The following is a 14,499-nucleotide window of genomic DNA, read 5'->3' as shown; positions in this document are numbered from 1 at the left end:
GTCGAGGTCGATACCGGAGGCCCGCAGCGGCACCACGATGTCGGAGAACAGGATCGCGGCGTCGACGCCGTGCCTGCGGACCGGCTGAAGCGTGATCTCGGTGATCAACTCGGCGTCGAAGCAGGCCTGCATCATCGTGTTCTTGGCCCGCAGGGCGCGATACTCGGGCAGCGAACGGCCCGCCTGCCGCATGAACCACACCGGTACACGGCCGGGTTTGCGGCCGCTCGCGGCGGCCAGATATGGCGAGTCGGGCAGGTCACGGCGTGTGTTCATCGCTGTCAATGCTGCCATGACGACCCGTCGGCGCCCGCTTCGCCTCGATGGACCGGTCGTCCGTACAAGATCGGCGCGCCACGCGCACAGACCTGCTCGAATGGTCTAGCGTCAAACGTCGTGACCACCGCCGAACCGGCTCAGTTCCGCGAAGCGGTGGCGGCGATGAATGCCACCACCGTCCGACCGGAGATCGAGCTCGGCCCGATCCGCCCGCCGCAGCGGCTGGCGCCGTTCAGTTATGCGCTGGGCGCCGAGGTCCGCCATCCCGAGACGGCGATCGTGCCGGAGCGCTCCGAAGGCGACGCATTCGGCCGCCTGATCCTGCTGCACGACCCCGAGGGCGCCGACGCGTGGGACGGCACCATGCGGCTCGTCGCCTACATCCAGGCCGACCTGGACTCCAGCGAGGCCGTCGACCCGCTGCTGCCCGAGGTCGCGTGGAGCTGGCTCGTCGACGCCCTTGCCGAGCGCGCCGAACACGTCACCGCGCTGGGCGGCACCGTCACCGCCACGACCTCGGTGCGCTACGGCGACATCTCCGGTCCTCCCCGCGCCCACCAGCTGGAGCTGCGTGCCTCGTGGACGGCGACGACGCTCGAGTTGGGTCCGCATGTCGAGGCGTTCTGCGAGGTGCTCGAGCACGCTGCCGGGCTGCCGCCTCAGGGCGTGACCGACCTCGGCTCCCGCACCCGCGCCTGACGATGCCGGATTCCGACGAGGCCATCCCGGAGGCGGCCGAGGCCGAAGCGGGCGAACCGGAGCCCACGCCGCTCCTCACGCCCCGCGACGGCGTGCCGCCGCTGTCGGCCAGCGTCAGTGAAATCCGAAGGGCGGCCGAACTTCTGGCGTCCGGGAACGGTCCGTTTGCGGTCGACGCCGAACGGGCCTCGGGATTCCGCTACTCCAACCGCGCCTACCTCGTGCAGATCCGGCGCGCCGGCGCCGGCACCGTGTTGATCGATCCGGTGAGCCACGGCGCCGACCCGGTCGAGGCGCTGGCACCCGTGGCCGAGGTGCTGCGCACCGACGAGTGGGTGCTGCACGCCGCCGACCAGGATCTGCCGTGCCTGCCCGACTCGCCATATCTGGCCGCCGCGAGCGGCCGCAAACCCGGCCGTGTACCGGTGTGGTTCATGCGGCAGGCGGGCCGTTCGCTGCCCGAGTATCGCGCCCTGCGGGCCAAGAACACGATGATGCAGGCCTGCTTCGACGCCGAGTTGATCACCGAGATCACGCTTCAGCCGGTCCGCAGGCACGGCGTCGACGCCGCGATCCTGTTCTCCGACATCGTGGTGCCGCTGCGGGCCTCCGGTATCGACCTCGACATCGTGCCCGACGTCGGCCCGGTGATCGAGCACCCGATCCGCACCGCCGTCGACGTCGCGGCCATGCAACCACTGCAGCGTGAGCAGGTCGCGCCGGTGGCCGAGGCGGTCGGGATGCTGGTCTCCGAACTCGGTGACGTGCCGTTGATCGGTTTCGCCGGCGCGCCGTTCACGCTGGCGTCTTACCTCGTCGAGGGCGGACCGAGCCGCAACCACGAGCGCACCAAGGCGATGATGCTCGGAGATCCCGAGACCTGGCACGCGCTGATGGCGGCGCTGACCGACGTGACGATCGCGTTCCTGCAGGTTCAGGTGGACGCGGGCGTCGACGCGATCCAGGTGTTCGACTCGTGGGCCGGCACGCTGTCGCTGGCCGACTACCGCAGCTATGTGCTGCCGCACAGCACCCGGGTGTTCGCCACGCTGGCCGCCGCGGGTGTGCCGATGACACACTTCGGCGTCGGCACCGCCGAACTGCTGGGGGCGATGTCTCAGGCCGCTTCCGGGCACGGCGCCCCAGCCGTCGTCGGGGTCGACTGGCGCACGTCGCTGCCCGACGCCGCCGCCCGGGTGGTCCCGGGGACGGCGTTGCAGGGCAACCTGGACCCGGTGGTTTTGCTGGCGGGCCTGCCGGTGGCCGAGCGTGCGGCGCGTGCGGTCGTCGACGACGGTCGCCGGGCGGTCGACGCCGGAGCCGCGGGACACGTCTTCAACCTCGGCCACGGCGTGCTCCCCGCGACCGACCCCGAGGTGATCACCGAAGTGGTGGCGTTGGTGCACTCGCTGTGACTGCGTCGTACTGCGTTGTCGGCGGCGGTATTTCGGGTCTCGTCGCCGCGTATCGGCTGCGTGTTGCGGCCGGCCCGGACGCGTCGATCACGCTGTTCGACCCCGCGGACCGGTTGGGCGGCGTGCTGCGCACCGAGCGGATCGGCGGCCAGTCAATGGATGTCGGCGCCGAGGCGTTCGTCGCGCGACGCCCCGAGGTGCCCGCGTTGCTGGCCGAGTTGGGCCTGGCGAACCGGCAGATCGGCACGACCGGCGCACGACCGCTGATCTACAGCCAGGCCCGGCTGCACCCGCTGCCGGCGGGCACGCTGCAGGGGATCCCTGCGCAGCCGTCGGCGCTGGCCGGGTTGGTGGACGACGCGACGATCGCCTGGATGCAGGGTGAACGCAACCGTCCGTTCGCCTGGCGTCCCGGTGCCGATCCGTCCGTCGCCGACCTCGTCGGTGACCGGTTCGGCGAGCAGGTGGTCACCCGGTCCGTCGAACCCCTCCTCACCGGCGTCTATGCCGGCAACGCGGGCACGATCGGCGTCCGCTCGGCGGTCCCGACGCTGGCCGTCCTCCTCGACCGTGGCGCTCCCAGCCTGACCGACGCCGTCCGTGACGCCGTGCCGCCGCCGGTCACCGGGTCCGTCTTCGGCGCCGTCGAGGGCGGCTACCGGGTGCTGGTCGACGAACTCGTCCGCCGCGCCGGGGTGCAGTGGCGGCAGGTCACGGTCCAAGGTCTGCACCGCGACGCGCGGGGCTGGGAACTCGTCGACGACGAGGGCGCCTGCTACCACGCCGATGCGGTGGTGCTCGCGGTGCCTGCGCCGCGGCTGGCCCGGCTGGTTGCGGAGGTGGCACCCCAGAGCGCCGCTGCAGCTGGTCGGATTCCGGTGGCGTCGACGGCGTTGGTGGCGCTGGCGCTGCCGGGCGGCACACCGCTGCCGCAGCAGTCCGGTGTGCTGGCGGCCAGCGGTGAACGGCTGCGCTCGAAGGCGGTCACGCTGACGTCGCGCAAATGGGGTCCGCGCGGCAGCGTCGAGCTGGTCCGGCTGTCGTTCGGCCGCTTCGGCGACAATCTGGCCCGCAATGTGGGCGACGAAGAGCTGCTCACGTGGGCGGCGGAGGATCTCGCGACGCTTTTCGGGGTCAGGACGGAGCCCGTCGACTTCCACGTGCAGCGTTGGATCGACGCGATGCCGCAGTACGGCCCCGGCCACGGGGCGCTGGTGGCCGAACTGCGGGCGGGACTGCCGCCGACGATCGCGGTAGCGGGCGGATTTCTGGACGGTATCGGCGTTCCGGCGTGTGTGTCGGCGGCCACGAGGGCGGCGGCGGCGCTGGTCACCTCGCGCGTGGCACGATAGAACCATGGCCAAGCTCGACTACGACGCCCTCAACTCCGCCCTCCGGTACCTGATGTTCTCGGTGTTCTCGGTACGTCCGGGGGAACTGGGGGAGGACCGCGCGGCCGTCGCCGACGAGACCGCGACGTTCCTCAAACAGCAGGAGGAACGCGGTGTGGTGGTGCGCGGCCTGTACGACATCGCGGGTATGCGTGCCGACGCCGACTTCATGATCTGGACGCACGCCGACAACGTCGAGGCTCTGCAGGCCACCTACGCCGATTTCCGTCGCACCACGACCTTGGGCCGCGTCAGCAATCCGGTCTGGAGCAACGTCGCGCTGCACCGCCCGGCGGAGTTCAACAAGAGCCACATCCCCGCGTTCCTCGCGGGTGAGGAGCCGGGCAACTACATCTGCGTGTATCCGTTCGTGCGGTCGCTGGAGTGGTATCTGCTGCCCGACGAGGAGCGCCGCCGCATGCTCGCCGAGCACGGCATGGCGGCGCGGGGCTACAAGGACGTCCGGGCCAACACCGTTCCGGCGTTCGCGCTGGGCGACTACGAATGGATCCTGGCGTTCGAGGCACCGGAACTGCACCGCATCGTGGACCTGATGCGGGATCTGCGCGCCACCGACGCGCGTCGGCATGTCCGCGAGGAGACGCCGTTCTTCACCGGGCCGAGGATCAGCGCCGAGCAGCTGATCGACCGTCTGCCCTAAAGGGCCTCGCGGGTGGGACCGCGTCGTTCATCATGGTCCTATGAGGACACAGGTGCTGGTCGGCGCCGGCTTTCTGGTTGGCGCGCTCGCGACGGCGCCGACGGGTTTCGCGCAGGACCCGGACAGTGAGAAGTGCGCACCGCGCTTCGGTCAGGTCATCGACATCACGGCAGGCGACATCGACTGCATCACCGCGTCGGACTACGCGGTGAAGTACGACCAGAACGGCGACAAGTATCAGGTGATCGGCCCGTTCACGTGCTACTCGGGCAACGCGATGACCGCGCCGTTGCTGTTTCAGTGCGTCGCCGACACCGAGGACCGCGCCGAGTTCGCCGTCTACCCGGCGTAACTCATTGCTCGCGCGAATTTTCGCGCTGAGCGCACGTTCGCGTCAGGAGGTCGGCTTGAGCCGCAGCGAGATCGAGTTGATGCAGTAGCGCTGGTCGGTCGGGGTGGGGTAGCCCTCGCCCTCGAAGACGTGGCCAAGGTGGCTGTGGCAGTTGGCGCAGAGCACCTCGACGCGGTGCATCCCGAGCGAGTCGTCGGTGCGCAGGATGACGGCGTCGGAGTCGGCGGGATCGAAGAAGGACGGCCAGCCACAGTGCGATTCGAACTTCTCGGTGCTGCGGAACAGCTCGGCGCCGCAGGCGCGGCACTCGTAGATGCCCTCGGTCTTGGTGTCGGTGTACTCGCCGGTGAAGGGGCGCTCGGTGCCGGCCTCGCGCAGGACGTGGAACTCCTCGGGGGTCAGCTTCTTGCGCCACTCGTCATCGGTCAGCTGCAGTTTGGGAGCCGGTGTGGTCATGACTCCACGCTACTAGTGCCGGCACGGCGCACAAGTTCCTCCGCGTAGGCGAAGGCGGAGTCCTCGTCGTCCATGTCGAATTCGCATATGTGCCTGGTGAGCCCACCGCGGAACTCGCCCACGATCAGCCGGCTCCACTCGTATCGCTCGCCGTCGTGGCCGATCGCCTCGCGTTCGTGAAGCGTCACCCCGACCGTCGGTGAAACCCATCGTTCAATCGAGTGCCACGAACGGACCGAGGCGACCATCGAGCAGAGGTCCTCGTAGCTGGCGCGCAGGTCGGCGACCGAACGGTCAGGGAAGCCTGCGCTCGATCGGCTCACGGCTTCGATGTCCTGCTCCGTCATCTCGTTGAACACTCGGTCCCATTCCCGTCGGTTGATGGCCGCGAGATACCTGGCGTTGTGTGCGGTGCCCTCGGCGACGGCGGATCCCTCACCGGCGCAGTACCGGCGCGTGAGCTCTTGGTAGGCACTCTCGAAGTCGTCATCGTCGAAGCGGCCCTCATAGATGAATTGCCCAGTGGAGTCGACCTCGTAGACGTGGAGATAGGAGGTTGCGTTGCCGGAGTCGTCCGACCAGACGCTGGAGTGCATGCTCAGATAATCGCCACGGATCGCGAGAGTTCGCCACTGAAAGTGGCTGTACTGAGCCAGGATCCGTTCCCCGGCCAGCCGTAGTCCTGCGGCAGTGCGAATGGGATCCCCGCTGAGCCGGCGTCGATCTTCGTACACGGATGGGTTCGCGTAACAGCCGATACCTCCCTCGAGATCTCCGGCGCACAGGGCATTCTGGAGGGCGGCGACGGTCTCGCAGGACCGGTTGGTCAGTCTGAATCGGCTGTGAACGGTGTGGGCGAGCTCCTCGGCGTACGCGAACGCCGCTTCCTCGTCGTCGACGTCGAATCGGCAGACGAGCGCGGCCCGGCCGTCGCGGATCTCGCCGACGTCGATGCTGGACCAAATGTATTGCTCGCCGTCCTTACCGACGGCTTGTCTTTCGTTTCGAGCGACGACGCAGTTTGGTGACAGCCAACATTCGGCGACGTTCCACTGGCGTATCGACGTCATCATCGACCGCAAGTCCTCGAGGCTCGCTCGCAGTTCCGCCGCGGAACGGTCCGGGAAGGCCGTGCGAGAACGGTTCTCGATACGGAAGTCTGGCGACGTGAGTGCGAACGCTGCGTCGAAATCGCCCGCGTTCAGCGCAGACATCCACTCGGTGACGATGCTCGCCGAGTGACTGAAGTCGGCGGCCTCTCCGGCGCAATAGCGCCGCGTGAGCTCGCGGTAGGCGCCCTCGAAGTCGTCCTCATCGAAGCGACCGTGATACAGAATCCGTCCGGCGTCATCAACCTGATGAACGGTCAGATAGCGGACCTCGAAACCGTCGTCGTTCGCCCACCGGGCCCAACCGAGGTGGAGGCGTTCACCGCGCACTGCGAGCGTGCGTGACTCGAAGGACGAGTAATCCTCGAGGATGCGTGCGAGTGCGGTGCGCGTGTCTCCGACGGGATTGCCGTGCAGGCGGCGGTGATCGCCGAACAAGAACGAGTCGGCGGCGAGCTCGGCTGCGGCGTCGGCATCCTGCGCTTGCAGAGCCCTCCAGAGGTTCTCGACGGTACGGGTCGCAAGATTGCTCACTGTGAGCCGGCTGTTCGCAGACCGCACCAAGTCCTCGGCGTACGCGAATGCAGCTTGCTCATCGTCTGTTTCGAACAAGCAGACCGAGCTGAACCGCCCGTCGCGGATCTCGACGACATCGATATGCGTCCATGCGAACCGCTCGCCATCGGCCCCGACGGCAGTCTGTTCGAAGCGAGCGACCACCACCGCTGGTGACAGCCAACACACCGCGGCGTGCCACACCCGCAGCGACGAGGCCCTGGCAAGCAGTTCGTCGTAGGTTGACCGGAATTCGCCGGCGGAACGTTCGCCGAAAAGCGAGCGCGATCGGTCGTCAACACGTAGTCCCGGAGTAGTGAGGCGATCGAAGACGCCGTCGATGTCTCCGTTCATGAACCCGATCGGATACTCCGCAAGTGTCGCCTCTGCCTCGGCGACCGCTGCACCTTCACCCACGCAGTATCGGCGCGTGAGTTCGCGATAGGCGTGCTCGAAATCGTCCTCGTCGAAACGACCCTCATAAGTGATGCGCCCGCTGTCATCGACCTCGTGCAGAATCAAGTGGGTCGTTTCGTATCCGGCGTCGGTCGACCAGCGACTCCAACCCAGTTGCAGCCGGTCACCGCGGACGGCCAAAGTGCGTCCCTCGAAGCGGTTGTACTGCGCCAAGATGCGTTCCGCGGCGCTGCGCACATCGGGTAGTGGATTGCCCGCCAGCTTTCGCCGATCGTCGTACTCGAAGTGCTCTGAATACTGTCGGACCATCGCGTCGACGTCGTGCGCGTTCGCAGCCTGCCCTCCGACGAGGAACGTTCGGGTGGCCATGTTGGTGACCGGCAAGCGGGTCGCGGCCTCGTGGGCGAGCTCTTCGGCGTGAGCGAATGCGGCTTCTTCGTCATCCAATTCGTATATGCACAAGTACGTGAGCCGGCGCTGCTTGATCTCCATCAAGAAAAGCCGTGACCACGTGAACCGTTCACCATCGTGACCGATCGCCTCGCGTTCGTTGCGGCCGACCGCATGCATCGGCGATAACCAACATACGGATGAGTTCCACGCGCGCACGCAATCGAACATCGAATTCAGTTCGACCGTACTCGCCCTGAGCCCCTCGGCCGAGCGCTCGGGAAAACCGGAGCGCGAATGATTTTCGACACGGAAGTCTGGTGCGATGAGGCCATCGAACGCACGGTCCAGGTCGCGTTCGTTGATGGCGATCGCGAAGTCGGTCGTTGTAGTACCCGCATCGGCGAACGCGGCACCTTCACCGGCGTAGTAACGCTGTTCGAGTTCGCGATATGCGCTGTCGAAATCGTCTTCGTTGAAGCTGGCCTGTAGAGCGATTCGTCCATCGGCGTCGAGCTCGATTACGAGGAGATATGACGTCTCATTTCCTGCGTCGTCGGACCACCGGGTATGGGCGAGTTGAAGGCGCTCCCCGCGAACGGCCAGCACGCGGGCGTCGAAGTGGTTGTACTGCCCGAGCATTCGTTGCACGGCCGCCCTGAGTTCCACAGGATCTGTGACGGGGTCACCGCTGAGGCGCCGATGATCGTCATAGACGAAGTGCTCGGCGAAATTGGCGATGACGGTGTCGACGTCTCCGCTCTCGCTCGCCTGGAGGACTCCATTCCCCACCTCGCACGCGCGATTGGTGATTGCCAGCCGACTCGTCGTCGCGCGGACGCAGTCGTCGGCATACGCGAACGCAGCGTCTTCGTCGTCCACGGCGAACTCGCACATCGACGTGAAGCGATTGTCACGAAGAGTGAAGACGTAAAGCTTGGTCCACGTGTACTTCTCACCGTCATGGCCGATTGCTTCGCGTTCGTTGCGGCCTACGCCGACCGTCGGCGATAGCCAGCGCATCGACGAGATCCAGATCCGCGCCGAGGCGACCATCTCCCAAAGTTCTTCGTAAGTGGACCGAAGCTCGGCTGCCGAACGATCGCCGAAAACCGACTGCGTTCGCGATTCGATCCGGAAGTCGGGCGTCAAGAACTCACCAAACACCCGGTCGAAATCTCCGCGATTCCACGCGAGGGTCATTTCGGTTCCGATGGCGCCTGTCTCGGCGAACGCCGCGCCCTCTCCCGCGAAGTACCGTTGTTCGAGCTCTCGATACGCGCCCTCGAAGTCGTCTCCGTCGAAGCGGCAGTCGTAGACGCACAAATCATCGTCACCGATTTCGGACACATGAAGCTGTGTCGTCTCGTTGCCCGCCTCGTCCCACCAGCGACTGCGCACCATCGCCAGTCGGTCTCCACGTACCGCCAGCATGCGGACGTCGAATCGGCTGTACTGATCGAGAACCCGCTGGATCGCTGCACGTATCGCGTCACGTCCAACGATGGGATCGCCACTCAAACGCCGTCGATCGACGTAGACGAAGGCATCAGCGTAGGTGGCCACAAGGCCCTCGACATCGTGACTCCGCATTGCTTGCCAGCCTGCTTCGACGACGTCAGCAGCTCTGTTCTTGACTGCCAGTCGGCTGTTGGCGGCGCGAACCCGCTCTTCGGCGTACGCGAACGCGGCCTCTTCATCCTCGATGTCGAATTGGCACAGGGCCGTAATCCGGTCGTCCCTGATTTCGCCGGCAAGGAGGAAAGCCCACGCGAAGGTCTCGCCGTCGTGTCCGATCGCCTCGCGTTCGATGCGGCTGACGCTCCAGTGCGGTGAGACCCAGCAGACCGCCGAAGGCCATATTCGCGACGACGAGACCATCGCGTCTAAGTGACCCCAACTGGACCGCAGGTCGCTGGCTGAACGATCAGGAAACGCTGAGCGTGAACGGTTCTCGATACGCATCTCCGGCGCGGCGAGGTCACTGAAGACTCGGTCATACTCGCCACGGTTGAGGGCCGCAAATATTGCTACCGATACCGATTCGCCCTCGGCGAACTCCACGCCCTCGCCGGCGTAGTACCTCCGCTCGAGTTCCCCGAGCGCTTCTTCGAAGTCGATCTCGTCGAACCGACCGTGATAGATGGTCAGGCCCTCGCTGTCGGTCTCGAGGACGTGAAAACCGCTCGTTTCGTTTCCTGCGTCATCCCACCACCGACTCCAGCCGAGTTCGAGTCGTTCACCGCGAACCGCCAAAGTGCGCCATTCGGAATGTGGGTACTGGTCGAGAATCCGAACGGAGGCGGTTCGCAATCCGTCGAGGCCCTCGATTGCATTGCCGCCCATCCGGCGCCGGTCGTCGTAAACGAATTCATCCGAGGTACCGGTCATGGTCGCGCCGAGATCGCCGGCTTGGAATGCCCGCCACGCGACACTGGCCGCCTGGCTGGCGCGATTCGTCACCGCGAGACGACTCGTCGTCGCCCGTGCCCGTCCCTCGGCATATCCGAGCGCCGCATCCTCGTCTTCGATGTCGAAGCGACACGCGGACGCAACTCGGCCGTCGCGCATCTCGCAGACATCGAGCCAAGTCCACGAATACGTTGCACCGTCTTCGCCGACCGCTTCCCGCTCAAAGCGGAAAATCGCCACCGTCGGCGACAGCCAGCAGACGGCAGCCTCCCAAGAGTGAGCTGAGGCCACCGCGGCGTCGAACTCCTCAAAGGAGCTTCTGACATCTGTTGCGGTGCGGTGACCGAAAACCGAGCTCGACCGGTTCTCGAGGCGATAGGAGGGAGAAGTCAGCTCGTCGATCAGCCGGTCGTAGTCGCGATGGTTGAGAGCGGTGATCCACTCCGTCGTGACAGACCCTGCTTCCGCATAAGCGGCGCCTTCTCCGACGTAGTAGCGGCGTTCCAGTTCTCGGTAGGCGCCTTCGAAATCGTCCGCATCGAACCGACCGTCGTAGACGACCTGGCCGAGGTCGTTCACCTCGGTGACATGGAGGTACTCCGTGGCGTTGTCGGACTCGTCGGACCATCGGCTCTGGGACATGAAAAGCCGCTCTCCGCGAACGGCCAACACGCGAACGTCGAATTGCTTGTACTGAGCGCAGATTCGGGCGACCGCGGCCCGCATTGCGTCGCGTCCGACGATCGGCGCGCCGCCGAGTCGTCTGCGATCGTCGTAGACGAACTCGTCCGCATAGGCCGCGAGGACGCCGTCGACATCATGTGACCGCAGCGCTTCGACGAAGCGCGGCAATGACCGGGATGCTTGGTTTTCAACGGCAAGGCGGCTGGTCGCCGCCCGCACTCGCTCCTCGGCGTAGGCGAAAGCCGCTGCCTCGTCTTCGACGTCAAACAGGCAGCTCGATACGAAAACGCCCTCGCTGATTTCGCTCACGATCAGCCATGCCCACGAATACCGTTCGTTGTCGGAGCCGATCGCCTCCCGCTCGAAACGGGCAATGAGGCAGCGAGAAGACAGCCAGAAGCCGACGGACGCCCACGTCCGCGTCGACAGCATCATCGCATTGAGTTCGCCCCAACTCGTCCTGGCGTCACTCACAACGGGGTCGGGGAATGCGATTCGGGAGCGGTTCTCGAACTGCAATCCTGGGGAACTGAGTTCGTTGAACGCACGGTTCAGATCCCCCTTGATGAGCGCGATGACGTATTCCGTTCCGACGGCGCCGACTTCGGCAAAGGTCACCCCTTCACCGGCGTAGAACCGGCGTTCAAGCTCTCGGTAGGCGCTCTCGAAATCGTCCTCGTCGAAGCGAATGTGGTAGAGAATGCGCCCGTCGTCTCCGGTTTCGTTCACGTACAGCGTCGTAGCGGCGTTGCCGTCGTCGTCGGCCCAGCGACTCCACAAGAGATGTAGATGGCGGCCACGGACAGCCAGGACGCGGAACTCGAACCGCGTGTACTGCTCGGAAACTCGCTCCATCGTAGTCCGCATCGCGTCCAACCCGACGACAGGTTCGCCGCTTAGTCGCCGCCGGTCGTCGTACACGAAGTGCTCCGAGAACCAAGCGAGGGCGCGGTCGAAGTCATGTTCGTTGGTCGCCTGGATGAACATGGGCAGCAGTCGGCAGGAGTCGTTGTCAACCGAGAGCCTGCTGGCCGTCGCGGGCGCACTTGTCCCCACGCGGCCGAGTGCTGCCCGGGCGGCTTCCTCCGGTTGCGCGACGACGGGTTCGTCGATCAGCCCGAACGGGATCGACACCTCCTTCGCCGAGTACAGCGCCCGCGCATTCTCTCGGGCCGAACTGGCGCCCTTCGTATCTCCCGCTTGGTCCAGCACACGGCTCAGTGCCAGGCAGGCCTCGGCGTGGTCCAGCACGATGTCGGTACCGCTGGCCACCGTCACCGCATCCCGGGCGATCGCTGTCGCCTCGTTGTGGTGCCCTTGCGCCGAGAGAATCTCGGCTCGCACCGCGCGCCACGCGATCGCCGTCTTGAGGTTGTGCCCTGCCAGCCGCTCGCTTTCGCTCGCATAGTGATCCGCTTCGTCGATGCGGCCCTGCGCAAGAACCGATCTCGCGAGCAGGGCAGCGGCCAAGCCCGCGTCGGCGCCGACGCCCAACGCACCCAGCCCTTCCAGGGCCATGCGAAAGTGCGGTTCGGCGGCGACGGGTTCGCCGCTCATGGACTCGATGATTCCGGCGAACAACTCCGTCTCCATCAATCCATGCCGCAGACCGAGGTCGGCGACGATCTGGCGAGCCTCGCCGAGCATCTTGCGCGCCTTGTCCGGCCGCCCGCGCAGCAGTTCCAGCACGGCCAGATGTCGCAACGACGTCGCCTCCAGGGAGGGCGCAGCGGTCGTCATCCGCTGCATTCGAACGACGTCCAGGCACCGGCCGCCGGCTTTCGGTACGGGGCTCGGCCCCCACAGCGCCGCGCCTGGTGCCGCGCCCAACGCCGCGGTGATCTGGCGGTGATCTCTGCTCTGTCGGGCCGCGATCAGCGCCTCGAACAGGTCGACCTCACCGTCACCGACCCGTCCCAGACGCAGCCGCGCGCTCGCGCGCACCCGGTGCGCCTTCGCGAGACCCGAAGGGTCCGCGCGGCGGGCGAATTCGTCTATCGCGGCCTGCAGCCGCGCGTCGTATTCCAACAGCCGCTCCGGGTCGGTGTACACGCCGAACTGACACCGATAGCACGTGGCCCACGGCGCCAATGCCTCGCCCGCAATGCGTTCGAGATCCTCGACGAGGGCGGCCGCGGCCGTGACGTCGCCTGCGGACAGAAGCGCCTCGCACCCCGTCAACAAAAGCTCGGCGTGTACGGACTCGTCGGAGGCGGCGAGAACAGCGCCCCGCGCGGCCTGAGCGCCGGCGGACACCAACTCGTCGCGGTCGAGTGCGCGTCGCGCTGATGCCGAGTAATGGCGGGCGGCACGCAGGGCGAGATAGTCGGTTTGTTCGTCGAGAGTGCCCAGTTCGCGCCGATAGGTGTATGCGGCCTCCAGATGGCGGGCGATCATCTCGTCGGCCTCGAATGCCACACTCGCCCCGCCTGATTCGACCCAGTCGGCGAGGCGCTCGTGAAGGTCTCCGCGTTCGGACTTCAGCAGGCGCCGGTAAGCCACGTCGCGGATGAGCACATGATGGAATCGCCAGACCGCCTCGTCGCCGACGTAGGTGCCCGTGGGTTGAGCGAGTTCGAGACGCCGAAGCCGGTTGAGCGAGGACTTGATCGCGTCCGCATGACCGCCGGCGAGTGCTCGAACCGTACCGACGGAGAAGTCGCTGCCGACCACGGACGCGATTTCGAGTATGCGTCGGTCACCGGTATCGAGCCGTTCCAGCCGCGAAGCGAGCAGGGCATGAATCGTCGGTGGAATGGTGATGGCGTCGACGTCGATGGTCAGTCGCCAGCCGTTCGGGTTCTCCACCAGAACGCCGTCGTGGGCGAGCATCCCGACGAATTCCCGGACGAACAGGGGATTGCCGCCCGTTGAGGCCGGCAGGCGATGGAGCAGCTCGACCGGGAGTTCGGAGGCACCCAACACCTTCGCGGCAAGCTCCGCCGTCGCCCGCGCGTCGAGGCCGTCCAGGTGCAGCGTGTCGGCGACCCACCGACTGGCGGCGACGAAGTCGGGCCGAATCTCACGCAGCTCGGGCCGTGCCAACGCGAGCACGAGCACCGGCACGTCCTTGATCCACTCGACCAGGTGCTCGATGAAATCCAGCAGCAAGGTGTCGGCCCACTGAATGTCGTCGAGCGCGAACACAACTGGCCCGCGCCACGCCAGCACCTCGACGAATCGGCGCAGCGCCCAGAAGTTCTCTTCGACCGACCCCGGTACGCCGGTGGCGAGGCCGTTGAGGTCGCGCAGCAGACGATCGCGCTCCGAGACTCCTGCCGGGATGTCGGATTCGAGATCCCGGGCCCGCACCATCTCGACGATCGGCGCGAGTGCGACCGAGCCCTCGACGGCGCATCGAGCTTGAAGAACGCACGCATCCGATTGGGCGGCAAGGAATTCGGTCGCCAGCCGGCTCTTGCCGACGCCGGGGTCGCCGATCACGGTCACGAGCCGGGCTGCACGCGCCGCGATCGCGTCGTCGAGGACGTTTTGAAGCCGCCGTATTTCATGCGACCGGCCGACGAACGGTGCCGCGTCCGCGACATCCGAATGCCGTCCGACCCACTGGTACACCGCAACCGGCGCGTGGCGGCCCTTCACCTGCACTTGTCCGAGCGACTCGTAGCCGTATCGCCCTCGCGTGGCCCGCCAGGTCTCCTCACCGACCACCACCCGC

Annotated in this window: 8 protein-coding genes; 5 read left to right on the top strand and 3 right to left on the bottom strand. The window is 66.5% G+C overall.

The window, feature by feature from the left end; all coding sequences use genetic code 11:
• Positions 1-276: uroporphyrinogen decarboxylase family protein (locus A5698_RS25715; RefSeq protein WP_286144639.1), on the bottom strand; the 276-nt coding region annotated here is incomplete at its 3' end.
• A gap of 120 nt (positions 277-396) precedes the next feature.
• Here A5698_RS25715 and A5698_RS25710 point away from each other — a divergent pair.
• The 5 genes from A5698_RS25710 to A5698_RS25690 are packed head-to-tail and all read left to right on the top strand — an operon-like array spanning position 397 to position 4,797.
• Positions 397-978 (top strand): DUF3000 domain-containing protein, encoded by a 582-nt coding sequence (locus tag A5698_RS25710; RefSeq protein WP_064395323.1) that lies wholly within the window; start codon positions 397-399, stop codon positions 976-978.
• Between the two features lie 2 nt (positions 979-980).
• Positions 981-2,393 carry a uroporphyrinogen decarboxylase gene (gene hemE / locus A5698_RS25705; protein WP_084792624.1) on the top strand — a complete coding sequence of 471 codons (1,413 nt, stop codon included), beginning with the start codon at positions 981-983 and terminating at the stop codon, positions 2,391-2,393.
• Positions 2,390-3,745 (top strand): protoporphyrinogen oxidase, encoded by a 1,356-nt coding sequence (locus tag A5698_RS25700; protein WP_068302880.1) that lies wholly within the window; start codon positions 2,390-2,392, stop codon positions 3,743-3,745. The genes hemE and A5698_RS25700 overlap by 4 nt, the downstream gene beginning before the upstream one ends.
• 4 nt (positions 3,746-3,749) lie before the next feature.
• A complete protein-coding gene (gene hemQ, locus A5698_RS25695) occupies positions 3,750-4,445 on the top strand; it encodes a hydrogen peroxide-dependent heme synthase (RefSeq protein WP_068302878.1) in 696 nt (231 codons plus the stop codon).
• A gap of 40 nt (positions 4,446-4,485) precedes the next feature.
• Positions 4,486-4,797, top strand: a complete 312-nt coding sequence (locus A5698_RS25690) for a hypothetical protein (RefSeq protein ID WP_068302875.1) — start codon at positions 4,486-4,488, stop codon at positions 4,795-4,797.
• A gap of 42 nt (positions 4,798-4,839) precedes the next feature.
• On the opposite strand, the gene msrB is transcribed toward A5698_RS25690, so the two are convergent.
• Both msrB and A5698_RS25680 read right to left on the bottom strand, forming a co-directional pair.
• Complete coding sequence (gene msrB, locus A5698_RS25685; RefSeq protein WP_068302870.1) at positions 4,840-5,253, bottom strand: peptide-methionine (R)-S-oxide reductase MsrB; 414 nt, start codon at positions 5,251-5,253, stop codon at positions 4,840-4,842.
• The gene (locus A5698_RS25680; protein ID WP_231967536.1) at positions 5,250-14,423 is read right to left on the bottom strand and encodes a nuclear transport factor 2 family protein; all 9,174 of its coding nucleotides are present in this window, start codon (positions 14,421-14,423) and stop codon (positions 5,250-5,252) included. The genes msrB and A5698_RS25680 overlap by 4 nt, the downstream gene beginning before the upstream one ends.
• Positions 14,424-14,499: the final 76 nt, after the last annotated feature.

The organism is Mycobacterium sp. E136 (assembly GCF_001666865.1).
Classification (GTDB): Bacteria; Actinomycetota; Actinomycetes; order Mycobacteriales; family Mycobacteriaceae; genus Mycobacterium.
This window is presented reverse-complemented; position numbering and strand designations above follow the sequence as displayed.

Excerpts from the sequence above, each read along its gene's own strand:
- hemQ (WP_068302878.1), top strand. The coding sequence starts at position 3,750 with ATGGCCAAGCTCGACTACGACGCCCTCAACTCCGCCCTCCGGTACCTG.
- msrB (WP_068302870.1), bottom strand. The coding sequence starts at position 5,253 with ATGACCACACCGGCTCCCAAACTGCAGCTGACCGATGACGAGTGGCGC.
- hemE (WP_084792624.1), top strand. The coding sequence starts at position 981 with ATGCCGGATTCCGACGAGGCCATCCCGGAGGCGGCCGAGGCCGAAGCG.
- A5698_RS25690 (WP_068302875.1), top strand. The coding sequence starts at position 4,486 with ATGAGGACACAGGTGCTGGTCGGCGCCGGCTTTCTGGTTGGCGCGCTC.